General features: G+C 35.0%; 24 protein-coding genes and 1 other RNA gene. 6 read left to right on the forward strand and 19 right to left on the reverse strand.

Annotated features, from left to right (window positions below; translation table 11 throughout):
- Position 1: 1 nt before the first annotated feature.
- The 4 genes from BR52_RS07915 to BR52_RS07930 form a co-directional block, all read right to left on the reverse strand.
- On the reverse strand, positions 2 to 1,186 hold the full coding sequence (locus BR52_RS07915; protein WP_034571188.1) for a GNAT family N-acetyltransferase: 1,185 nt from the start codon (positions 1,184 to 1,186) through the stop codon (positions 2 to 4).
- 143 nt (positions 1,187 to 1,329) lie between these two features.
- Positions 1,330 to 3,225, reverse strand: a complete 1,896-nt coding sequence (locus BR52_RS07920) for an ABC transporter ATP-binding protein (protein WP_034571191.1) — start codon at positions 3,223 to 3,225, stop codon at positions 1,330 to 1,332.
- Positions 3,225 to 4,946 (reverse strand): ABC transporter ATP-binding protein, encoded by a 1,722-nt coding sequence (locus tag BR52_RS07925; RefSeq protein ID WP_034571194.1) that lies wholly within the window; start codon positions 4,944 to 4,946, stop codon positions 3,225 to 3,227. Before BR52_RS07925 ends, BR52_RS07920 begins: the two co-directional genes overlap by 1 nt.
- Positions 4,947 to 5,027: 81 nt before the next feature.
- Complete coding sequence (locus BR52_RS07930) at positions 5,028 to 5,654, reverse strand: TetR/AcrR family transcriptional regulator (RefSeq protein ID WP_034571197.1); 627 nt, start codon at positions 5,652 to 5,654, stop codon at positions 5,028 to 5,030.
- A 308-nt stretch (positions 5,655 to 5,962) separates the two neighbouring features.
- Between BR52_RS07930 and BR52_RS07935 the strand changes: the two genes are divergently transcribed.
- Positions 5,963 to 6,583 carry an FMN-dependent NADH-azoreductase gene (locus BR52_RS07935; RefSeq protein ID WP_034571201.1) on the forward strand — a complete coding sequence of 207 codons (621 nt, stop codon included), beginning with the start codon at positions 5,963 to 5,965 and terminating at the stop codon, positions 6,581 to 6,583.
- A gap of 51 nt (positions 6,584 to 6,634) precedes the next feature.
- Here BR52_RS07935 and arcD read toward each other — a convergent pair whose 3' ends face one another.
- The 4 genes from arcD to ald form a co-directional block, all read right to left on the reverse strand.
- Positions 6,635 to 8,089, reverse strand: a complete 1,455-nt coding sequence (arcD, locus tag BR52_RS07940; protein ID WP_236707164.1) for an arginine-ornithine antiporter — start codon at positions 8,087 to 8,089, stop codon at positions 6,635 to 6,637.
- 132 nt (positions 8,090 to 8,221) lie between these two features.
- Positions 8,222 to 9,151, reverse strand: coding sequence for a YihY/virulence factor BrkB family protein (locus BR52_RS07945; protein WP_034571204.1), 930 nt, complete (start codon positions 9,149 to 9,151; stop codon positions 8,222 to 8,224).
- Positions 9,152 to 9,268: 117 nt separating this feature from the next.
- Positions 9,269 to 9,496 carry a DUF2969 family protein gene (locus BR52_RS07950; RefSeq protein WP_034571206.1) on the reverse strand — a complete coding sequence of 76 codons (228 nt, stop codon included), beginning with the start codon at positions 9,494 to 9,496 and terminating at the stop codon, positions 9,269 to 9,271.
- Between the two features lie 126 nt (positions 9,497 to 9,622).
- Positions 9,623 to 10,738 (reverse strand): alanine dehydrogenase, encoded by a 1,116-nt coding sequence (gene ald, locus BR52_RS07955; protein ID WP_034571208.1) that lies wholly within the window; start codon positions 10,736 to 10,738, stop codon positions 9,623 to 9,625.
- A gap of 245 nt (positions 10,739 to 10,983) precedes the next feature.
- Here ald and BR52_RS07960 point away from each other — a divergent pair, with 245 nt between their 5' ends.
- Positions 10,984 to 11,349, forward strand: a complete 366-nt coding sequence (locus BR52_RS07960; protein ID WP_051915670.1) for a YxeA family protein — start codon at positions 10,984 to 10,986, stop codon at positions 11,347 to 11,349.
- Between the two features lie 35 nt (positions 11,350 to 11,384).
- Here BR52_RS07960 and BR52_RS07965 read toward each other — a convergent pair whose 3' ends face one another.
- On the reverse strand, positions 11,385 to 11,642 hold the full coding sequence (locus BR52_RS07965) for a YwbE family protein (RefSeq protein WP_311780019.1): 258 nt from the start codon (positions 11,640 to 11,642) through the stop codon (positions 11,385 to 11,387).
- A 58-nt stretch (positions 11,643 to 11,700) separates the two neighbouring features.
- On the opposite strand from BR52_RS07965, the gene BR52_RS07970 reads away from it, so the two are divergent.
- Together BR52_RS07970 and BR52_RS07975 are read left to right on the forward strand one after the other, a co-directional pair.
- Positions 11,701 to 12,612 (forward strand): AEC family transporter, encoded by a 912-nt coding sequence (locus BR52_RS07970; RefSeq protein WP_034571210.1) that lies wholly within the window; start codon positions 11,701 to 11,703, stop codon positions 12,610 to 12,612.
- An 85-nt stretch (positions 12,613 to 12,697) separates the two neighbouring features.
- A complete protein-coding gene (locus tag BR52_RS07975; protein ID WP_051915671.1) occupies positions 12,698 to 13,198 on the forward strand; it encodes a GNAT family N-acetyltransferase in 501 nt (166 codons plus the stop codon).
- A 50-nt stretch (positions 13,199 to 13,248) separates the two neighbouring features.
- Here BR52_RS07975 and BR52_RS07980 read toward each other — a convergent pair whose 3' ends face one another.
- From BR52_RS07980 to BR52_RS07990, 3 genes are all read right to left on the reverse strand, one after another.
- On the reverse strand, positions 13,249 to 14,166 hold the full coding sequence (locus BR52_RS07980) for an aldo/keto reductase (protein ID WP_034571213.1): 918 nt from the start codon (positions 14,164 to 14,166) through the stop codon (positions 13,249 to 13,251).
- A 123-nt stretch (positions 14,167 to 14,289) separates the two neighbouring features.
- Entirely contained in the window at positions 14,290 to 15,321 is a 1,032-nt protein-coding gene (adhP, locus tag BR52_RS07985) for an alcohol dehydrogenase AdhP (RefSeq protein WP_034571215.1), read from the reverse strand.
- A 213-nt stretch (positions 15,322 to 15,534) separates the two neighbouring features.
- Positions 15,535 to 16,158, reverse strand: a complete 624-nt coding sequence (locus tag BR52_RS07990) for a pentapeptide repeat-containing protein (RefSeq protein WP_034571218.1) — start codon at positions 16,156 to 16,158, stop codon at positions 15,535 to 15,537.
- A 202-nt stretch (positions 16,159 to 16,360) separates the two neighbouring features.
- Here BR52_RS07990 and BR52_RS07995 point away from each other — a divergent pair, with 202 nt between their 5' ends.
- Positions 16,361 to 16,657, forward strand: coding sequence for a bacteriocin immunity protein (locus BR52_RS07995; protein ID WP_034571221.1), 297 nt, complete (start codon positions 16,361 to 16,363; stop codon positions 16,655 to 16,657).
- A gap of 348 nt (positions 16,658 to 17,005) precedes the next feature.
- Here the strand turns inward: BR52_RS07995 and ssrA are convergent.
- The 7 genes from ssrA to BR52_RS08025 form a co-directional block, all read right to left on the reverse strand.
- Positions 17,006 to 17,371, reverse strand: a transfer-messenger RNA (tmRNA) gene (ssrA, locus tag BR52_RS12730).
- Positions 17,372 to 17,530: 159 nt separating this feature from the next.
- A complete protein-coding gene (locus tag BR52_RS08000; RefSeq protein ID WP_236707163.1) occupies positions 17,531 to 18,379 on the reverse strand; it encodes a Cof-type HAD-IIB family hydrolase in 849 nt (282 codons plus the stop codon).
- Positions 18,330 to 18,998, reverse strand: coding sequence for a histidine phosphatase family protein (locus BR52_RS08005; protein WP_034571224.1), 669 nt, complete (start codon positions 18,996 to 18,998; stop codon positions 18,330 to 18,332). Before BR52_RS08005 ends, BR52_RS08000 begins: the two co-directional genes overlap by 50 nt.
- Before the next feature lie 27 nt (positions 18,999 to 19,025).
- Positions 19,026 to 19,808, reverse strand: coding sequence for a flavodoxin family protein (locus tag BR52_RS08010; protein ID WP_034571227.1), 783 nt, complete (start codon positions 19,806 to 19,808; stop codon positions 19,026 to 19,028).
- A 130-nt stretch (positions 19,809 to 19,938) separates the two neighbouring features.
- Positions 19,939 to 21,144: an NAD(P)/FAD-dependent oxidoreductase gene (locus BR52_RS08015; RefSeq protein WP_034571230.1), complete on the reverse strand. Its 1,206-nt coding sequence runs from the start codon at positions 21,142 to 21,144 to the stop codon at positions 19,939 to 19,941.
- A gap of 256 nt (positions 21,145 to 21,400) precedes the next feature.
- Positions 21,401 to 21,784, reverse strand: coding sequence for a DUF1149 family protein (locus BR52_RS08020; protein ID WP_034571232.1), 384 nt, complete (start codon positions 21,782 to 21,784; stop codon positions 21,401 to 21,403).
- A gap of 109 nt (positions 21,785 to 21,893) precedes the next feature.
- On the reverse strand, positions 21,894 to 22,802 hold the full coding sequence (locus BR52_RS08025; RefSeq protein WP_034571234.1) for a prenyltransferase: 909 nt from the start codon (positions 22,800 to 22,802) through the stop codon (positions 21,894 to 21,896).
- A gap of 256 nt (positions 22,803 to 23,058) precedes the next feature.
- Between BR52_RS08025 and BR52_RS08030 the strand changes: the two genes are divergently transcribed.
- A complete protein-coding gene (locus BR52_RS08030; protein ID WP_034571237.1) occupies positions 23,059 to 24,045 on the forward strand; it encodes a polyprenyl synthetase family protein in 987 nt (328 codons plus the stop codon).
- The last annotated feature ends 30 nt before the right edge of the window (positions 24,046 to 24,075 follow it).

Raw genomic sequence — 24,075 nt, forward strand, 5'->3', positions numbered from 1 at the left:
TTTAAAAATAATCGGCTAAAACTGGAGTTCCAGTATTCAATAGATTGGCTAATTGTTCCAGTTCAGTTGTATTTCCAGAAATACGCTCATAAAACGCTAAATGATGAATGGGTTGATAGTTCATAAAAATTTGCGTCCACGTTTGAATATCTGCAGATAAAACACATTCTAATTCAGTCTTTGATGGATTTTCAAGCATTGATACAATTGTTTGGTTTTCGCTCACTTGAAGTTTCCAAACACCCTCGTTCCAAGATGCTGATTCATCCTTCACTTTTAAATAACAAGTACCTGTTTGCCCTTTTTTAAAATCATAGTTTTTCAAGAAAGGTTCGAGATCCACAATTCGCGCCATCATAAAAGGAACAATTTCTTGTTTAATACGTGGGTTGCTTAATAAATATGCTTCATTATTATCTGTTCCAGTAAAATAAACAAATTCATTAAAGCTCGCACTATGAGAAGATATAAATTGCCATAAACGATCATAAGCCGTTTTTGTTAAATAAATCAATTCATGAATGGTAAAGGTCATACCCGTACCTTCATAGATGACGTAACCCGTTGCTGTTCCTTCTTCATTATAATAAATGCCAATTTTACGTTGGCTATGCTTTAACATCAAGTAGTCCCACCACCAGTCGCTCCGTTTTAAAGGGCCTACTGCGGTTTTATTTTTTTCTTCATAAAGAGCTTTTAAAGTTTCTAGAGCATCTCCCCATTGAAGGCGCTTTAACGTGCCCTCTGTTCCTTTAGTAAAGGGAAGTTCATTCACTTCAAAAGTTAATTTTAAACGATCGAAAACTTGCTCGAAACCATATTTACGGTAAAAACCATAGGAAAAAGGCGCTAAATAAGATAAACTCATGCCAGCTGCTCTCATTTTTTCAAGAGATAGCCTCATTAGTTTTGCAACATCCCCGCCACCTCGATACTCAGGGTAGCTGGCTACATAACCAATTCCACCCATTTGGTAAACACTACCATGCAGATGAACGTTAAAAGGCGTTACCATGACCTGACTCGTTAAAACATCTCCTTGAAAAGCACCTAAAGAAATTGACTCTTCACACAATCGTTCAAAAACAGCTCTTCTTTTTTCAGTCACTTCCTGATTAAATGCATACGCTGCCAATTCCATCATTTGGTCACGATCTTTTGCTGTTACAACTTGATAATCTGACATGCTCCCACTCCCTCTACTTACATTTACTAGTTCATTTTACCATAATAAAAAAAAGTTGCATCCTTTTTTAATCGCTAGCTAAGGAACAAAAAAAGCTTGTTAAGCTAAGAGAATTCTTAGTTTAACAAGCTTCTATTTCTTTATTATACAGCGGCTTTTTCTGAAAACTGGCTATTATATAAATCAGCATAAAAACCATCTTTCGCCATTAATTCATCATGAGTCCCTGTTTCAATAACAGAGCCATGGTTCATTACAATAATATTATCCGCATCTCGAATCGTTGATAAGCGATGAGCAACAACAAAACTTGTTCTGCCTTTTAATAATTTACGCATGGCTTTTTGAATCAAGACTTCTGTACGAGTATCCACACTTGACGTTGCTTCATCAAGAATTAAAACTTCTGGATCTGCAAGGAAGGCTCTAGCAATCGTAATTAATTGACGTTGTCCTTGTGAAATATTGCTAGCATCTTCATTTAAAACCGTATCGTACCCATGTGGTAATTTGCGTACAAAGTCATCGACATGAGCCGCTTTGGCAGCTTCAATAATATGATCATCTGCTTCGTTTCGTTCATTGCCATATTTAATGTTGTCATAGATACTTCCATTAAATAACCACGTATCTTGCAGTACCATTGCGAAATGACTACGCAATTCTTCACGAGTCATATCTCTTGTGTCGGTACCATCTAACTTAATGCTTCCACCTTTAACGTCATAGAAACGCTCTAGCAGATTGATTAGAGTTGATTTACCAGCACCAGTTGGGCCTACAATCGCCACCATTTGGCCTTCTTTAACATCTAAGTTAAAATCAGTCATCAGCAAGTTTTCTTTGCCTTCACCATAGCCAAATTGAACATGGTCAAAACTGATTTTATAAGGCGAATTTGGAATTGGTGCAATGCCAGATGGCGTATTGTCCATATCCATTTCATCTAGAACTTCAAAAACCCGTTCCGCTGACGCGACTGTTGATTGAATTGTATTCATTAAGTTTGCGATTTGAGTAATCGGTTGTGAAAATTGGTTGGTGTATTGTAAGAATGCTTGCACATCCCCTAATGTCATATTCCCATTAGCAACTTTTACTCCACCAAGAACAGCTACAAAAACATAGCCTAAGTTTTTAACGAAGTTCATTAGTGGGAAAATCAATCCAGAAATGAATTGCGCTTTCCATGAAGCAGCAAATAATTTTTCATTTTGCTCTTCAAATGTTTCAATCGCTTCACCCTCTTGGTTAAAGCCTTTAACAACTACATGTCCGCTATAGGTTTCTTCCACTTGGTTGTTTAAAAGGCCTAAACTTTTTTGTTGGCTAGCAAAGAATTTTTGTGATTTAGGTGCTACGATTCCAACAACAATCAAGCTTAGTGGTACAGTTGCCAAAGCAACTAAAGTTAATTGCCAACTGATTGTGAACATCATATACATAACCCCAAAGAACAACACAATACTTGTAACTAATTGTGTTAAACTTTGTTGCAAGGTGTTCGAAATATTATCCATATCATTAACTGCACGTGACATCACGTCTCCGTTTGAATGGGTATCATAATATTCCATTGGCACAGTATTCATTTTAGTTTTTAAATCACGTCTTAATTCAAATACTGTTCTTTGAGAAACACGCGTCATAATAAATTGTTGTAAGAAACTAAAGACAGCCGAAGCAATATAAAGTCCACCAACAATTAAAAGAATGGTCGCAATTTTATCAAAGTCAATTGGAAATTTATCAACTGCGATACCAGCTTGTTTCATTTTGAAACCTTTCATCACACCTTTAAAGATTTCCGTTGTTGCTTCCCCTAAAATTTTAGGCGTTCTAATTTGAAAAATAGTTGAGGTAATGGCTAAAACGAAAACAGCAATAATCGCAATTGAACGTTTTGACATATAACCTAATAAACGTTTCACAGTTGGCCAAAAGTTTTTAGCCTTTTCAGCTGGCATACGCGCACCAGGTCCGCCGCCCATTGGTCCTTTTCCAGCAGCTGGTTTTGAATGATTCGCTTTTTCGCTCATTAGATTTCCTCCTCTCTAAGTTGAGAACTTATAATTTCTTGGTACGTTGCATTGGTTTCTTTCAATTCCTCATGCGTTCCCATTCCAACGAGTTCTCCTTCGTCTAAGACTAAAATTAAATCAGCATCCACTACCGTACTAATGCGTTGCGCTACGATAACAACAACGGCTTCTTTTGTTTCTGGTTTCAACGCTTTTCTAAGTGCTGCATCGGTTTTAAAGTCAAGTGCTGAGAATGAATCATCAAAGACAAAAATATCGGCTTTCTTAATTAACGCTCTTGCAATACACAGACGTTGTTTTTGTCCACCAGAGAAGTTGCCTCCGCCTTGTTCAACATAGGAATCCAGTCCATCAGGTAATTCTTCAACAAATTCTTTAGATTGTGCAATTTCAAGTGCATGCCAAATCTCTTCATCAGTTGCATCTTTTTTCCCATATTGAATGTTTTCACGAATGGTTCCTGTAAAGAGCATCGCTTTTTGTGGAACAAATCCTACAGCATCTCTTAATTCATGTTGGCTCATTTGACGAATGTCGATTCCATTAATCTCAATGGAACCTGATTCAACATCATAAAAACGAGGAATTAAATTGGATAAAGAGGATTTACCAGACCCCGTACCACCAATAATGGCAACCGTTTGTCCATTACGTCCGTGGAAATCAATATCTTTTAAAGCTAATCGTTCTGCGCCTTCATAGCGGAAATCAACATGATTAAAGTCTAACGTACCACGGTTTTCAGCTGGCATTTTCGTGATTACTTTTGGATCATTAATTTTACTTTCCATATTTAATACTTCATTGATCCGAACAGCAGATGCTTGTCCTCTTGGAATAAAGACGAAAACCATCGACAACATCATAAAGCTCATTAAAATTTGCATTGCGTAAGTCATAAAGGCAATCAAGTTCCCAACTTCTAATGTACCGTCAGCAATATAGTGTCCACCATACCAAATAATGGCAATATTTGTTGCACTCATGACAAAAGTCATAACAGGTAACATAAAGCTCATAATAGTATTTACTTTAATAGAAGTATCGGTGAAATCTTTATTCGCTTCATCAAAACGAACAGCTTCAGATTTACTGCGATTAAATGCACGAATAACACGAATCCCAGTTAAACCTTCACGGAAAACAAGATTTAATTTATCCGTTTTCTTTTGCATTGATTTAAAGAGTGGAACAGCAAAATACATAATTACACCCATAAAAACAGCTAGAATAGGCAAAACATATAGGAAAATTTTTGTTAATTCGCCATCTTTGCTATAGGCTAAGAAACTTGCGCCAATCAACATAATTGGTGCCATAATCATCATTCTTAAAAACATCATGACAACGTTTTGAACTTGAACAACGTCATTGGTTGTCCGCGTAATTAGAGAAGAAGTTCCCATTTCATCAAATTCATCATTGGTAAAATTCGTTACTTTTTTATAAACCTCACTACGTAAGGTTTTCCCTAATTTTTGTGATTGACGAGCTGCCAGAAAAACATTTCCAGTTGCTGCAGCAATACTGATTAAAGAAAATCCTAACATTTTAAGTCCGACAGACCAAATGTAATCAACGTCTCCTTTGGCAACCCCATTATTAATAATATCTGAAGTTAAGGTTGGCAAATATAGATCACTAACCACCTGGACGATCATAAACAGAATCGCTCCTGCTACAGCCCAGAAAGACATTCTTTTTGCTAATTTCAACATAAACTAATCATCCCTTTCTTTCTGTTGGTCGTTACATTGAACGATTTTTTATCTAATAAGTAAAGGCTATCCCTTACCTCATTATTCTTTAACAGCTACCCCGTATCTTACCCAGCTTAGTTTTTTATCAAAAACCTCAAGCATTTTTTCTTTTGGCCAATCTTTAACAAATCCTTCGCCAATTGTTTGAAATAGGAAGCTCATAATTAATTTTACAAGCAGATGAACATCTTCATCGCCAATCTTTAAAAGATCCGTATCAACATAATCTTCAAAGAAATGACCATTCTTTTTAGCATGTTCACATTTTTGTTGCTGCATCGTTTCTGGCGAAACTTTTCTACTTGACCGATAATCCATGTGAACAAATAAATGTCTAAAAAACTCTGAATGTTGCTCTTCCGTAATCATTGTTAAAATCATTGGGAAAAAAGCATCAAAAGCGACAAATAAATCCCCATCTGCTTTTTTAAAACAATCTTCTAAAATTTTCTTTGTATCATGTCGAAGCGTTTGAAAGAAATAATAATACAAATCTTCCTTATCTTCAAAATATTGATAAAAGCTCCCTCGTGAAATTTCAGCAAGTTTAATAATATTATTAATAGAAGCATCTTTTAATGGTACTCTTGAAAACTCAGTTGCCGCGGCATCTAATAAACGTTGCTGTTTATCTTTTGGAAGATTAAAAAAAGTTTGAGTAGGCATATCGTTGACTCCTTTCATAGAGAGTTTGGTTAATCTAATCAAGCATTAATGACACGTCGTCATATGACACTTTGTCATTATAGATGACAACCTGTCATTTTGCAAGTAATTTTTACTGGTTTTTGTCTTATTTTAATGAATGCGTTCTCAATATAAACCAACTAAACAAATGATATTTAAGAAAAAAATTAAATTTACATTTTTTAATTGCATAACCCACTTACTTTTGGTAAGATTAATCTTGTAAACATGTTACAAGCATTTTTTAGCTTACTACATTCATAAAACTACGAAAGAGGTTCACAATCATGACAAAATTATTAGTCGTTCGCGCACATCCCTTAACTGGAGAAACATCACGTTCTATGCAAGTAGCAGACAAGTTTGTTGAAGCTTATGCTGTAAAAAATCATTTCGATAAAATTGAAGAGCTAAGCTTATACACTTCATTTATTCCAGAAGTTGATTTAGATATTTTAAATGCTTGGGGTGCTTTGGCAAACGGAGCAAACTTTGAAACACTTTCTCAAGAACAACAAGACAAAGTTTCTCGTTTCAACGAATTAACTCAACTATTTTTAGATGCAGATAAGGTTGTTATTGCAAATCCATTATGGAATTTAAATGTTCCAACTCGCTTAAAAGCATGGATTGATACAGTAAACGTTGCTGGAAAAACATTTAAATATACTGCTGAAGGTCCTGTTGGATTAGTAACTGACAAAAAAGTACTACACATCCAAGCAAGTGGTGGCGTTTATGAAGGAAACGACCCTGCTAGCCAATACCTTAAAATGATTTTTAACTTTATTGGAGTAACTGACTACCACCAAATCTTTGTTGAAGGAATGGATCACGATCCAGATTTAGCTCCTCAAATTATGGCAAAAGGTTTTGAACAAGCTCAAACTTTAGCTGAAACATTCTAACAAAAAAAAAGCATCACCTCCGAAAACGAGGGATGCTTTTTTTCTTTTTATTTAAATAGCTATGACATCTGTAACTAAAAAGTAAAGGGCCGCGACACTTCCAACAAAAATCAAACCGACTACCATTTTTTCAAAATTGGAAAAGATATTTTTTGAACGCCCCTGCTCTTTTTGAGCTTGAATATAAACAAAAATACCTGGTACAAAGAGAAGCGTTAATAATAAGTTGTATTTTAAACCAGCACTAAAGAATGCCCAAATTTGGAAAAGTGTTGCAACAACTCCAATCGCTAATTGGATAGTTCTATTTTTACTTTTTGGTTGCTGATAAGAAAATTTTACTTGGTAAAGCGTCACAAATAAATAGGTAATAATCACAACACTTGAAACCATCGAAGCCATAAACTGGTAAGCTTCATCGGTAATTAAAAAGGTAAACATAAACAATTGAATACAACCACTTGTGATTGCCAATGAATAGGTTGGCGCACCATGCTTGTTTACTTTCCCAAATAATTGTGGAAACAAGCCTTGTTTTGCTGCAATCAATCCTGTTTCGGCAGGTAAAATTGTCCATGACAGCCACACACCCAAAATTGAAATAGACAGTCCGCCACAAATAAACGCTGCGCCCCAATAACCAACAATCGCCTCTAAAACATAAGCCATCCCCGGTTCAGGTAAATGAGCTAGCTCCCCTTGCGGTAAAATGCCAAAGGAAAGAATCGTCACCAACATGTAGATGACTAAAACGCTTAAAACACCAATAATGGTCGCGCGTCCAACATCTTTTTTATATTTTGCACGGGATGACAAGATTGAAGCACCTTCAATCCCAACAAAAACAAAAATCGTAATCAGCATCGTTGATTTCACTTGATAGAAGACATCTGCCCATTCAAAACGTTGAGAAACTGTTCCCCAAAAATCATAGGTAAACGTACTTAGCTTAAAGGCAAACAAGCCACAAACAATAAAGACAAAAATCGGAACCAACTTGCAGATTGTAACAACAAAATTGATAACTGTAGCATTTTCTACTCCTTTAGTTACTAAATAATTCAAAAACCATAATAAAATACTAGCACCAATAATAGAAGGAATATTTTGTCCTCCTTTAAAAATTGGAAAAAAGAAACCCAAACTACTCATCAACATCGTTGCAAAAGCAACATTGCCTAGCCAAATCGACAACCAGTACCCCCATGCACTTGCAAAACCCGCAAATTTCCCAAAACCATCTTCTGCATATTGAAAAATTCCGGCATCTAATTCTGGCAACGCATCTGATAAATTTTGAAAACATAAAGCTAAGGCTATAATTCCGATTCCAACAATCACCCAGCTAATCAATACCGCCCCTGGAGCTGCTCCTTGAGCCATATCTTTCATCAAATTAAAAATTCCGGCACCAATAGCAGAACCCATCACTAAGGTAATCAATGGCAACAGTCCAACTTTATGCTGGTCACTTTTTATTTCTTCTTGCTTACGAATTTTATCCACTTTAGTAATCTCCTAAATTCTTATAATCCTATCTAGTTTAGCATAGTCAAGCCATTCAAAATAGGAAATCCTTCTCACTTTGCAAGTTTATGCATTTTCCCTGTTGGATTATTCATTTTTCATTAAAAATGCCTAAGTTTTATTTAATTTCCGACGCTGTTTTTTTGATACTTTTGCCATTTTCACTTCTCTTTTCGGCTCATTTTGAAAGTCAACGCCGTTCAGATATTGATACACCATAACATTGACAAAAGCTCCTGTTAACAAGATCATTGATACTAAATACAACCATAACATCAACACAATAAAAATACCAATCGTTCCATACCCTACTGAATTTCCACCGCCAAAACGAACATATAACGAAAAAGCTTGGGATGAAACCAACCAACCAACAGTTGCAAAAACAGCTCCTGGCAATGAGTAGAGAATATTCCAGCGATTATTCGGAACCAAGAAATAAATCACTGTAAAAATAACCGTTAAAACAATCACCGTAACGCCCCACTTCAATTGAGTAAAATCCGTTAACAAATCGAAAGGCAATGACAATTTATCTTGGATAAACCGAATGAGTTGTTCGCCAAAAACGAATAGAAAGACAATAGCTCCAAGAATCACAATCATGGCTAACGCAATTAAGAAGGACACTACTCGAACAATAATAAAATTCTTTCGTTTCTTGGTTCCGTAAACACTATTCAATACCGTTTGTAGCGAATTAAAGCCTTTCGAAGAAGACCAAATTGCCGTTATCAATCCAATTGAAATAGCGCTACTACTTGAGCTATTTAAAAACTGTAGCAAAATTGGTTTTAAGACTTTAAAGATATCAGGAGGCATCATCGATTCGATGTAAGGCAGAGTTGCATCGACATCAATCGGTAAAAATGGCACTAAATTTCCTACAACAATCAAAATAGGAAACAATGAGAGCAACACATAATACGCTAATTCAGCAGATTGAGAGGAAATATTTACCCTTGCCCAATTATTCTTTGCTAAAATAAAAATGGCGACTGCTGACTCTTTTATTTTTTCTTTCTTTTCTGTTGAAACCAATACGTCACATCCTATACAAGTCATTTTAAAAAGTTCTTATCCTTAGAATAGCATAATTGGTTTTCAAACAAAAAAATAAAGAGTGAAAATCTAAAAATAGATTTTTCACTCTTCTTTTTAATTGTGTAAATTATACGCCATAATCAGTTCATTGATTCCAACATCAACTGATTTAACAGTTTGTTGTTTTCCATCATTTGTAATAATAATAGGATTTTGACCCACTTCTTGCTGAACAATGCCTATTACCTCTTTATTTACGACTAATTCAAGTTCTACAAAACTCTCAGTATTTTTACTCGTCTCTCTCACTTCTACGCTAATTTCTTTATTGCTTCTAGCCAAAATGATGAACTCCTTTATCAACAAATATTTTCTCTTCTTTACTATTATAAAACTTTCATGAAAAAAACGAAACCTTTATTCGCGAATTTGCATCAAATTCCAATAAAGAGTTCGTTTTTTGTCTTTTTATTCTACATAATTAATTGCCGAAACATAATTTAACCCATGAGCAAGTGCAACGGCTTCATAAGTAACTTCATGATTCATCAAATTAAGTCCACTAAAAATTGTTGGATTAGCTTTCGCTGCTTCTTTGATACCCTGATTGGCAATTTGAAGTGCATAAGGTAACGTAGCATTTGTTAGTGCCAGTGTTGATGTTCTAGCTACTGCACCAGGCATATTGGCAACGGCATAGTGAATGACACCATGTTTTAGATAAATAGGATCATCATGAGTCGTAATTTTATCTGTTGTTTCAAAAATGCCTCCTTGATCAATGGCAATATCAACTAAAACAGCGCCTTTTTTCATTTCCTTGACCATCTCTTCCGTAACTAATTTTGGTGCCTTTGCTCCCGGTATTAGAACGGCTCCAATTACAACATCCGCGTCGCGTAATTCCTGTGCAATCGTGTATCCGTTAGAAATCGCTGTATTGATTTGATTGCCAAATAAATCATCTAATTCCGCTAATCGTTTTGAACTAACATCTAAAATTGTCACAGAAGCACCCATTCCAATGCCAACTTTAGCTGCATTCGTACCGGCTTTCCCTCCACCAATAATCACAATTTTACCACGCTTAACCCCAGGAACGCCTGCAAGCAAGGTTCCATTGCCGCCATATTGACTTTCTAAAAATTGAGCGCCAATTTGCACAGACATTCTTCCTGCCACTTCACTCATTGGTGTTAACAACGGCAAGGTTCTTTCATTGTCTACCATCGTTTCATAAGCAACAGCTGTCACTCCACTTTCTTTTAATGCTAGCGTTAATTCTTTTACTGGCGCTAAATGTAAGTAAGTAAACAAAATCAAGTCTTCTCTAAAATAACGATATTCTGATACTTGTGGTTCTTTTACTTTCATAATCATATCGGCTGACCAAACGGTTTCAGCTTCTTCAATCATTTTTGCCCCTACTTTTACATATTCAGCGTTAGAAAAACCCGCTCCAACGCCTGCTTCATTTTCAACAAACACCTCGTGTCCTGCTTCAACTAATGTCGCAACACCCGCTGGCACAATCGCCACTCTATTTTCATTGTTCTTAATCTCTTTTGGAATTCCTATTCTCATTCTTTAAGCCCCCTACTATCTAATTCTTACTATATAAATAGTATACGCCTTTTTTTAGGTCAAAAACAAGATTTTGTTCAACTTTGAGCATATCTTAATGATTTAATAACAAAAAATCAACCTTAAGACCTAGTCGTTTCTAACAGTTCTGTAAGTTTCGTCACTTTTTTGTAAGGTGATTCAATTCAAAAAAAAAACAAATACTTTATACTTAAAGAGTAATAAAAAAAAGGAGAATGATTTGTATGAAAAAAGTAATTTTAAGTAGTAGTATTTTATTAATTATTTTAGCTATCGCAGCCAGTGCTTTAGCCATTATCGGATTTGGCGATCGCTTTAATCCACTAGTAAAGAGTGAGCCTGTCTATGTTTTGACTTCAACAAAGGATGCTGTCAAAGTTCCAGAAGGCGGTTATCATTATACTCAAAAAGCTTATAACCAAGATGGGGACGAATCTCCCATTAAATATTACGCAGGAGGCATTTTAAAGGAAGGCGCGTATCTTAAATTAGATGCTAAAGGGGACTATGTTCGTGAGTGGGAAGAAGTCACACAAAATGACGTTCCAAAAAAAGCTTTAGAGAAATTAAATCAGCTTAGTCCAAATTAAAAAAAGGTTGAAAAGAGAACTCTCTTTTCAACCTTTTAATTTGGATTGATTTTTTGAACACGCCCAACTTGGTCCTCTTCTACTAACATGACTTTAATGCCGTGTGGATGAGTAGGACTGTTGGTTAAAATTCTTTTAACATGTCCTTTTGTTAATTTTCCAGTGCGTTGGTCTTTTTTTAACACAATTTCAACCGATGCACCAATTTGGATATCTTTTCTATTTTTGCCATTCATTTTTTCACCCACTTTAATTGAATTCAATTTAGTATACCATAATTTACAAGATGGCATTTTTTCTCCTTGCGCTTCTAGCCTATTCATTCCATAATAGTAGTAGAGGAGTGATTTAATGAGTTCGATTATTTTACAAGCAACGGGATTTTTATTGATTATCTCAGTTGCCTATTTATTAAAACAAGGAGGGCTATTTAAGCAAAGTGATGGCCACCTCTTATCGAAGGTAATCGTCAATCTTACCTTACCAGCTGCTATTATTTTGGGATTTAATGGTGTTCAAGTAAATTCCGTTTTCTTTTATTTAATTTTAATTGGTTTTCTTACGAATGTGGTGCTCGTGTTTTTTGGCGGTTTCATTTGGAAAAAGAAAGATCCCATCCAACAAGGCTTTATGATGTTTGGAATCTCAGGTTATAATATTGGCAACTTTACCCTTCCTTTTGTACAAGGTTTTTTTAGCGCCGCCGTTCCTTTTTTATGTATGTTCGACATGGGAAATGCCTTAATGTTATCAGGAGGTTCAACCATTTTAGTAGAAAAAATGACGGGTAAAAGTGAATCTAAATTTTCTGCACTTCAAAGCTTAAAACGGTTGTTTTCTTCTCCTCCTTTCACGGTTTACATTCTGATGTTTTTTCTTGCCATCTTTCATATTACAATTCCAAAAACCGTCTTATCCTATGTCCACTTATTTGCTAGCGGAAATGCCTTCTTATCAATGTTTATGATTGGTTTGTACTTAGAAATCTCGATTCAAAAAACCGATTTAAAACTTGTCAGTAAAGTATTAATTACTCGTTATTTACTGGCTACCGTCGTGGCTTGTTTTTTCTATTTCGTATTGCCGTTCCCATTGTTTATTCGTAAAGTGCTTGTCTTACTTGCATTTGCTCCAATTGGTAGTTTGTCTACGATTAGCTCAATCGCCTTTGGTTGTAAAGCCTCTGTTGCAGGATTTATTTCATCGGCAAGTATTATTCTTTCATTAATTATTATGACCGGAATTTTGATTGTTTTACTTTAATATTTAACTTTCTTGAAGGGAGTGAACAATGCCAGCGAAAATCACAAATACCACTACCTAAAAAAAATAAAGGATGTGTAATTAAGTGATCCCAACATTACTAAAAACGAAACGACTAACGTTAACCCCAGTTCAATTAAGCGAAGCTACGGTTCTCTATAATGTTTGGTCGAATTCAACCGTTACCAAGTATATGAATATTGCACCATTTGAATCGCTTCAACAGGCAAAAGAGATGATTGCTTTTTTTGAAGAAAGCTTGCTAACTGAAAAAGCAGTGCGCTATGCTATTTATTACCAGAATAATTGCATTGGCAGTTGTGGTTTTAATTGCTTTGACTGGCAAGCAAAGGAAACTGAAATCGGCTATGAAATTTTACCGACTTTTTGGAATCTTGGATTAGGAACTGAAATTGTTGCTCTTCTTTGCCAGACCGCTTTTGAAAAGCTCGGATTGGAAACGGTGTTTGCTTCTATCGAAAAAGAAAATACCGCTTCAAAGAAATTAGTTAAAAAATGTGGCTTCCAATTAGCAACAGAACAACATTCAACTTTAGAGGTTTATCGTAAATCTCATACTAATTAAAATTAAAACACGCCAACAATACTAAACGATTGTTGACGTGTTTTTTTATATTAAGGCAGTTGATTGCCTGCTGCGCGATAAATTTCATACCATTCTTCACGACTTAATTGAATGTCAGAAGCTTGTGCAATTTGTTTGATTCGGTCGGTATTCATGCTCCCAACAATGGTCTGCATATTTGCTGGATGACGCAAGATCCAAGCTGTTGCAATCGTTGTATTGCTGACTTGGTAGCGGTCTGCAATTTCATCGATTTTTTGGTTAACCTCTGGGAATTTTTCATTGCCTAAAAAGACCCCTTCAAACATGCCGTATTGATACGGTGACCACGCTTGAATGGTGATTTCTTTTAAGCGTGAATATTCTAATACGCCTCCATCATGGAAAATACTTGCTGAATTTTTCATATTCGCGTTGATACCTGAGTCAATCATTCCTGTATGCATCACACCGAATTGTAATTGATTTGCGATTAGTTTTTGATCCACTGATTTTTGTAATAAGTCTACTTGTAACGGATTTTGATTGCTGACACCAAAATGACGCACTTTTCCACTTTTTTGTAAGTCGTTAAAGGCTTCTGCTACTTCTGCTGGTTCCATCAACGTATCTGGTCTATGGAGTAACAACGTGTCAACGTAATCTGTATTTAAACGTTTTAAGCTTCCTTCAACTGAAGCGATAATATGTTCCTTAGAAAAATCAAAGAATCCCTTACGAATGCCACATTTTGTTTGTAAATGAATCTCTTCTCGTTTAATCGATGTTTGTTTTAAAGCTGACGCAAAAATTTCTTCAGAAGCTCCGCCACCATAAATATCCGCATGATCAAAAAACGTCATGCCTTCACTTACAGATGTTTCAATCACCTTACTAGCCTCTTGAATTGAAAGATCCGACATTCTCATGCAGCCTAAGGCAATTTCTGAAACCATTAAGCCACTTTTTCCTAAATCTAATTGTTTCATAACGATGATTCCCTCCGTTTCTCTTACTCTCTTATTCTACTGCTTAAAGAAAGGGGTTGCAAACAAAAAATAAAAATAGGTAAAAAAACAAGAAAGATCAGGTGATCCTTCTTGTTTCATTCATTAATGGCTACATCCTTTGTGTAAATCGACAACCATTCTTCCTCTAATTTTTCCTTGTTCCATTTCTTCAAAAATATCGTTTACTTCATCTAAGCTACGCGTTTCAACTAACGGCACAACTTTTCCTTCAGCGCCAAATTGGAATGCTTCTTCTAAATCTTTTCTAGTTCCAACTAATGAACCAACGATTTGAATACCATCTAAAACCGTTTTAACAATTTCTAGATCCATCGTCTCAGAAGGCAATCCTACTGCCACTACTTTTGAAGCAGCACGAACTGAATTAACCGCTTGATTGAAAGCTACTTTAGACACTGCTGTTACGACAGCTGCATGTGCGCCGCCAACAGCTTTTTGAATCCACTCACCTGCGTCACCATCTTTCAATGGGTTGCAAACTAAATCTGCACCTAATTCTTTTGCAAATTCTAATTTATCATCATTAATATCAACTGCAATTACCTTTGCATTAAAAACATTTTTAGCGTATTGAATGGCTAAATTTCCCAGTCCACCAATACCATAAATCGCAATCCATTGTCCTGGCTTCACATCAGAAACTTTAATTGCTTTGTAACAAGTCACACCCGCACAGCTGATACTACTTGCTTGAGCCGGATCTAATCCTTCTGGTACTTTAACTGCATAATCAGCTTTAACGATACATTCTTCTGCCATCGCACCATCAACTGAAAAACCTGCATTTTTAACATCACGACAGAATGTTTCACGACCCGTAACGCAATATTCACATGTTCCACAGCCTTCAAAAAACCAAGCAATACTTACGCGATCGCCAACTTTTAAATTCGTAACATCAGGCGCGATTTCTTTGACGATTCCAATTCCTTCATGTCCAATAACACGTCCTGGAACTTCACCAAAATCACCATGGGCAACATGTAAATCTGTGTGACAAACGCCACAATATTCCACATCAACTAACGCTTCACCTTCTTTTAGAGCTCGTAATATTACGTCTTTAATTTCAACTTTCCCGTTATTCTTTTCACTAACTACTGCTGCTTTCATCCGATTCACTCCTATGAGATAAATTTGTAACCTCTTACATTATAACATCAAGAGCGTTCTTTTTACATAGTTTCATCTCTTTTTTTATAATATAACATCTTATTATTTTCTTTCAGAACAAACCATTATGAATATCATTTGTTTTTAATGCAAAAAAAGAACCTTCTAATGAGGTTCTAAAAAAATTAATCTTTATAAAAAAAACTTAACTCTTTATTTAATAACAATGCCACATAATGAAATAATTTTATAAGCCTGACTGTAGTCAATAATCAAGCCTTTTGCAAGCGGAATATCTAAGCTGATTGTTTCAAAAGTCGCCTCAGATAAATCAACGCCTCTAAGATCCGTGCCTTTTAAATCAATCTCATCCATATCGATATTTTTAAAATGAACCTTTTTTAAAGTAGCTTCTTGGAAATAGCTTTCATTTAGTCGTCCTTCGGAAAATAGAATATTCTCCATTTTTGTATCCGAAAAATTAATATAGCTTAATAAGCAGTCAAACCACTGCACATTTTTCAATACGGTTCCAATAAAGTTTCCGCCACTTAATTTACAGGTTTCAAAGCGTGTTCGGTAGAGAATCGAATCTGAAAAATCTTTATTTGATAAGTCGCAATTAATAAATACGACATCTAAAAATTCCATATTATTAAAGTCTTTGATTTCAAATTGACAATTTTCAAATTTCACTTCATTGATTTTTTTTACGCCAAATCTCATTTCAATCCGACAATTTTTATAGTGTGTATGACTTTCAATCTCTTCTATATAGATCTCTTCATTTTCAATAAATTCGGTTATTTCCTGAACGGGCTCCACTATTTTTTTCATATCCAACTTCCTCTCAAGGGTTATTTTCATACTATAGCATATGAAATTCAGTTGGTAAATTTAGCAGGTTTTTGGGGAAAGTCAAGAAGTTATTTTGTTATATTTTAGTTTAGACAATTATGCTATACTAAAAATAGATCAGTTTCAACAAAATCTAAACGTATCCACTAAAATCACAAATCGAGTTAAGGAGCGAGTTATTATGAGTCATTTAAATTGGTTTTCCGGAGGTAACGAGCGAGGCAAACAAGCAGAAACTATCATCACTGATTTATTAGATGGCTTAAAAAAAAATACAGGTAACAAAGCGTTACAACAAGTATTAGAGAGTTATCTTGAAGAGCTAGAACAAAAAAATACTTCTGTTCCTTTGATTTTGAGTCGTATGAACTTAGATATTTCTAAAGCAATCACAATTGATGGCGTTCCATTATCTGATTATCAGTCTAAAAAACTAAAAACATTAACTTCCATCTCCAATATTAGGTATGGGTATTAGTAATTTATGTAAATAGATAAAAGCTTCCTTCACTAATAACATTAATTTTTACCTCTTTAGTTTTAGTTGACAGGATAAACTTTACCATCGATCATGGAACTACTTACTGATAAATATGTATTTAAAAAGCGTAAGCAATAGGACGCTAAATCTATGAGTATATTTATGTAAATTGGAACAAAGTATATTCGTTGCTGCCGATGCCCTAATAAAAAATTCTTAAACCTATTTCTAATGTACTGATATAATTAAAATCGAGTCTAATCCAAATTTTTCTAAAATAAAAAAAACTGTTAAAAATATTTTTAACAGTTTTTTTATTTGGTTATCTTCTTCTAAATAACCTTAATATGGAGACGAGGGGAGTCGAACCCCTGTCCAAGCATATCGGCACTTAGACGTCTACGTTCATAGTCATGCTATTAAGGTTTCGCTGAACACTAGCCGCCTGACAGGCATCATGTGTCGCTAGTCTGATCATCTCTTCAAAACCTTACAGACGGAAAAGTTTTGCGTATCCCACTTATTATAGGACCCTTACCCGAGCACATGGGCGATGCCGGGAGGATCTACGTCAACTGTTTTTAGGCAGCTAGAGCGTAAGAGTTATTATTGTTTTTAGCAGTTATATTTAACTGTAACGTTTTTACGTAGTCGTAACCTACGAAACGCAATCCAAGCTCGACCTACACCTGTCGAATCCGTAACGCCCCCTAGTAAAATTGAAAATTGCTTTCAATGAACATCGGGTTAAAGCGACGCGGGAGAATAACTTATAAACTAAGTCTTCTTTTGAACTCTCTTTTTTTATTTTAACATGAAAATGAAGAAAACAAAAGGGCTGTGCTTGAATTTCACAGACCCTCTCCGCTTTTATATTAAATCATATTTCTTAAGCCCTGTAATAATGCCACCCTCAACGTTACTCGTCGTAACAAATTCCGCGACATTTTTTAAATCGGATATCGCATTGCCCATCGCAATCGGATGCTTTACAGCGCCAAACATTTCCAAATCATTGCGTCCGTCTCCAAAAGCAAATGTTGGAATATTCTGGAAGTTTAATCGCTCTATCAACGCTTCAATCCCTTTTGCTTTTGACCCACCTTTCACAATCGTATCCATACTAAAGGGCGAATTGCGAATAAAGAAAAGTTCTGGAAACTCACGATGGTAATACTCATCCCCCGCTTCAGCTAGCACAAGAGCCATATGAATATCTTCTCGATGATAAATCGATTCGTCAATTTGTGGAATTGGACTGTGAATCATATTGTACGCTTTTTCTAGTAATTCGTTGTGTCTCGTACAACGAATTAAACGATTTGAATAAAACGACAAGCCTTCATTTCGTTCATTCGTTGCTTCTTTTAAACGATCTAAGACTGCTGTTTCTAAAACAGACGCATAGACCTCTTCTCCATCAAAAGTCACGTGTTGCCCATTCATGGATACGATTGAATTAATTCCAGTCATTTCCATAATTTCATCAACTTCAATATTCGTACGCCCCGTTGCTATAATAGGCATACTGCCATTTTCACGTAATTGATGAATCGCGCTTGCCACTTCTGGATTTACTTGTGAATGTTGGTTTAAAAGTGTTCCATCTAAATCAAAAAATACTAATGCATTAGGTTCCAAATTAAAAGCTCCCTTGTAATCAATTTTCTTATCTAAAGTGACTGGTATCGTTAAAGCTTTCCAAATGAAATTGTCCATTTTGATAATTCACCACAGAAATGCTAGCATTATCTAAAGAAGTTGGAACATCTAATTCTGGAACAATTCCATTCAACATATTCCGAATCGTATTGCCATGAGAAACAACAAGCACATGATCTCCAGTATCACGATGCTTATCAATTAGTTTAAGCAAGCCTTTTTCTACACGTAACCAAAAAGTTAAGAAATCCTCAGCATCGTGTCTTGGATCTGCTTTTTTCGTTCCATCCATGCGATCCGCAAGTGTTGCTTTTTCACGCATTTCATGGGCAGTTTTGTACCCTAATTCGTGAGCAATGGTTTCCCATGATTCCGCAATATCTAATCCTTCAAAACTACCGTAAAAAGCTTCTCTAAATTCGGCCATTTCTGTAATTGGTAATTTTCTTGAATGATAATTCTCTTCTAAAAAAATTTCGGTTGTTTCTTTCGTTCGACTTAAATCACTGCAGTAAGCAGCAGAAAATTTCACTTCTGACAACCCTCTGGCACTTTGTCTAACTTCAAATATACCATCTCTAGTTAACGGCGTATCTGACCACCCTTGCATTCTCATATATTCATTAAAAAACGTTCTCCCATGACGAACAAAATAAAATGTACATCCTTTAGCCAAAAAAATCTCCTCCAATAAGTGGTTTCTTCATTTATAGTTAGTTGCGTTTATGTTTTTTACTGAAAAGTAATGTAAGACTACAGAAAGTAAGATAAAAAAGATTAAGACAAATGTGACATAATTTCCCCAAAAACCTGTGATTGGAAGCCAGTTTTCTATCAAGGATTGAATTCCCATTGTAATCAATGTACTGAATGCCAACATAAAAAATAATTGAATGTAACGTTTCACAGTAAAGTCCCTCTTTTCAATGCTTATTTGGATTTTTTTTCCGAGGTTTACACACTCTGCATGTTTCCAATCTGGCAGTTCTTTCATAGCGAAAGTATTTGTTGTAACGGCTTCACCAACAAGCTCCATTCCAGCCGTCGTGCATACTCGATCCATCACAATAAAAGTAGAATCGGTTACTCCTGTTACACAGTTTTCTAGTGTTTTGGTGTAGCAGTTGGTTAATAAAATGTACTTCTTTTTTGCATACAAATCTGGCAACATTTCGCCGTCTTTTTTTCCAAAACGCACCATCCGACTTCTCATACAATCTAAAAACTGCTTCATTAAACCGGATACATCTTTCCAATAAGTTGGGGTTGCAAAAATCAAGCATTCACTTGCTAGCATCTTGTGGTGCAATTGATCCAGAATTTGATTGTGCTCTTTGCTAGGATTCATTTCTAGTGGATAATCCGCTAAGCAAATCATTTCAACGTCACAACCATCTGATTTTGCTCCTGCTAGGACTGCTTGTAACATTTGAGCAGTGATGCCGAACTTATTTGATGTTCCTAAAATTCCTAAGACTTTTGTCATCTAATGAACACATCCTTACTCTCCTATTGTAACAAACTCGTTTTTTTTTACTAGCTTTAATTTCTAAAAAGCAAAAAAAGTGATGCTAAATCATTGATTTAACATCACTTTTCAACTTTTTTAATTCTTTTTAATGATATAAATCAAAGCGACCTTTTTCAAACATGACTTTCATGCCGCCAGTTGTCATTAATGATTTGTTTTCAATGACTTTTTTCATCATTGATGCTGGATAGCCTTTCAAGTTATGTCCCATTACTTCACCAATCGCTTCGTTGTTCCCGATTGAACAAACAGAGCCTTGTGATTTAAATGTAAAGGGTACAATTGGTTGGTTCTTTATTTTTGCAGCTAAATTTTTCGCTACATTGTCAGCTTGTTTCAACGCAATTTGTGCGGTTGTTGGGAATGGACGGTCACAAGTTTTATCCATTACGGCAGAGCAATCGCCAATAATAAAGATAGTTGGGTAACCTGGGGCAGTTAAATCTTCTGCTACCATCACACGGCCACGACGTTCTTCAAATCCTGATTTTCCAACAAGGCTACTGCCTTTAACGCCGGTTGTCCAAACGATTGTTTTTGCTTTTACTTCTTTTAATTCATCATTTTCTTGATAAACAACTGCTTCTGGAGTTACTTCTTTAATTGGTGTGCCAACTAAGAATTTAACGCCACGGTCTTTTAATTTTTGAATGCCATAAGTTGATAATTTTTCAACAAACATTGGCAATAAGGTTGGCATTGCTTCAATACACGTAATTGAAATTTTATCAGCTGGTAAATTGTATTCTTTAACTAATTTTGGCATTTGTTGCGTTAATTCTCCAAGATATTCAATACTTGTAAAACCAGCTCCACATACAACGATACTTAATAGTGTTTCGTCTTTTGTTTCATTGTATTTTGCAAATTGAGCATGCATATGCTCTCTTACTTTTACAGCAGTGGGGATATCAACCATCGGTAAAGCAAATTCGTCTACTCCGGTAATACCAAATGATTCAGATTCAAAACCTAATGCAAAGACTAGATAGTCAAATTCGATTGTGCCATTTTTTGCTAGCTCAACCGTTTTTTCATCTTTGTTGACCATGACAACAGTATCTTGAATAAAGTTTGTTTGTTTTTGATCAACAACACTCATAATTGGAAAGCTGATTTTTTCTGGTGGATTTGCTCCACTTGCAACTTCATGTAAATAAGTCGCTTCATAATGGTACTCATTTTTATTTACAATTGTGATTTCCGCATCAAGGTGTTCTTTTTGAACTTGCTTTAAAGTTCTTAAACCAGCATAGCCTGCACCTAAAATAACGATTTTTGTTTTAGCCATTTTTATCACTCTTTCTACATCATTTATGTATGACGTTTCATATTTGTTTATCCATTGAATAGCTTACAACTTTCTTGTCCTTTCGTCAACAACCCTGTTTGTGAAAAATAAAACAAAAACCTTTTTAAAACTGGATATTTTTTTCACAAACAATTGTTTCTTAATCTAGTTAAAAGCTGACGTTTAAGGATTTGATATTTAAATTCTGACAGCAAAAAAGAACCATCCAAGTTTGAATGATTCTTCTCAATCTTTTTTAATTCGATTCAAAATTTAATGTTACACCAGGTTCATCAAAAGCTATTTCGGTTACTTCATAAGTTAGGCGTTCGATATAGTCGATTAAAGGTTTTGAAAGTTCACGCATTGTGTCTACTTCCAATTCATTTGGTTGTCCAAAAAATTCTTCGATTTGAGCAATTTGGCTGATCAACCCTTCGATTTTAAAACGATCTAATTCTAGTGCAAATGGTACTTCAATACGGAAAATTTTTCCGTTTTCTAAAATATTTTTATCGGCTTCATCTGATGGTACGACTTCATTAATTTTCACTTCAACATTCGTAGTTAACGATGGCTCGCCTTCAACTAATTCAAAATTGTATTTATCTACTGAAACCTGTCCTCTTAAAATGTTCATGTTAGTTATAGCCCCTTTTTTAATAATCAAATTTCTACTTACATTATCGCAATCTTTTATACAAGATTCAATGTTTTTTAATTTTTAATTTTATAATGAGAAAAGGAATTTAAAAATTCACCCATATTCCTATTAAAAATGTAACGACTTGTAAGGTGGTCATCAAGGCTAGATTTTGAACGGCACAGACAAAGGTTTTACGCTTGTCTTGTACGTGTAAAAATTTGGTGACATTTTTATTAACAAACGGAATGGCAAGTAATGTCACTAACATCATTTTTGGATAAATTCCGACATAAACTGAAATAATTAATGATACGAAAGCTAGAATATACAGCCATTTAAAGAGCTTTAATGCATTGGCTTTTCCTAGATAATAAGGCAATGTGAAGCGTTTGTTCGTCACATCTTCTTCTAAATCACAAATATTATTGGCTAACATCAAATTAGCAATTGCAAACATATTCGGAATCGATGCAAATAGTATAATAAAGAATGTCTGACTATCGAACGTCATCACATTATACGCATTTACATAAATACTGATTAAATAAATCATAAAGCCCATTGTGAAACCTGAAAAAACTTCTCCTAAAGGCATACTTGAAATCGGCTTTGGACCAGAGGAATAAAAAATACCGATAAAATAACAATATAATCCCATGTAGAGTAACGGCCAACCCGTTTGTTTCACTAGATAAAGACCTAGCCCTGCTGAAATGACAACCATAATGACAATCAACGTTCCTACTAATTGAATTGGAATATTTTCACGTCCAATGATATTAACCTCTTCACGGTAATTGTGCTCCTTTGACGCTTTCTTATAATCCATATAATTGTCAATCGCATCCACTGCCATATTAAATAGAAACATCGCTATAAAAAAGAGCAGCAGATTCAATAAATGAAGCTCTTGATAATGATACCATGCATAAATGATGCCCATAAAATAGGGCAAGATGCTTGCAGTCTTTGCTTGTATTTCAACTAATTCTAAAAAAGTTTTAAATTTCATATAACCCATCCTTCATCTAAACCAATCCTAATTGATTTTACCTAAATTAAATTCTTCTATTACCTAAATATGCGATGAACCCCGATTAATGTCAAGTAATTTTTCTTTTTTCCTTTTTCTCTCCAAAAAAACTTATTTTTTAATTCACAATCGTTGACACAGGCGGTAGAATACGATAGATTTATGGATGATACTATCTATTTAAAAACCGATAAAATAGAAGTGGCCATCCGTGCTACTTGAAAGGAAACCAACTATGCCAATTCATCCTATGTGGGAAAATTTTCCAGCAATCAAAGACGATTTAGCTGAAAGCTACGCAGTGATGGAAAAAAAAGTTCGAATTCGTAATAAAGAAGTTGAAACTACCATTCATGACCTCCTACATTCTGGTGGGAAATTATTACGCCCTGCTTACTTTATTCTTTTTTCACGTTTTGGTAGCGCCACAAAGAAAAAACATAAAAAATTAATTTATACTGCCGCTTCACTTGAAATATTACACATGGCAACATTGATACATGACGATATTATTGATGATTCTCCTACTAGAAGAGGAACACCAACAGTACAAGCAAAATACGGAAAAGATATTGCCGTGTATACGGGAGATTTCCTTTTCACCGTTTATTTTGATTTGATCGCTGATTCAACAGATTCTTTTAGTACCATAAAATTAAATGCCTTCACAATGAAACGCATCTTAATTGGAGAGTTAGATCAAATGCATCTACGCTACAACACAGATGTGACTCTTCGCCAATACTTACGACGTGTTACTGGTAAAACAGCTCAACTTTTTTCATTAAGCTGCTTTGAAGGCGCTCAGATGGGAAAGGCTGATTTAAAGGTAATTACTAGCAGCCATCATATCGGACATAATATTGGAATTGCCTTTCAAATTCTAGATGATATTTTAGACTATACTGAAAACAGTGAAGTCTTAAAAAAACCTGTCTTAGAAGATGTGAAGCAAGGAGTTTACTCTCTACCGTTGATTCTAGCAATGCGCGGCCATCAAAAGGAATTTGCTCCTTATTTAAAAAATGGTGCTGCTATGAGTCAAGAGGATGTCACGATGGTTCTTTCCTTAATCGACAAATACCAAGGCGTTGAAGAAGCTAAGAATTTAGCAGAACGCTACACAAATAAAGCTTTAAAAGGGATTAATCATTTACCTGAACAACCTGAAAAACAACTTTTATTAGCTTTAACGAAACAGTTACTTAATCGAAATTATTAATTTCAACATAAAAAGAGGATGTTCATTTAA

Origin of the sequence: Carnobacterium divergens DSM 20623, from assembly GCF_000744255.1 — a bacterium.
Classification (GTDB): domain Bacteria; phylum Bacillota; class Bacilli; order Lactobacillales; family Carnobacteriaceae; genus Carnobacterium; species Carnobacterium divergens.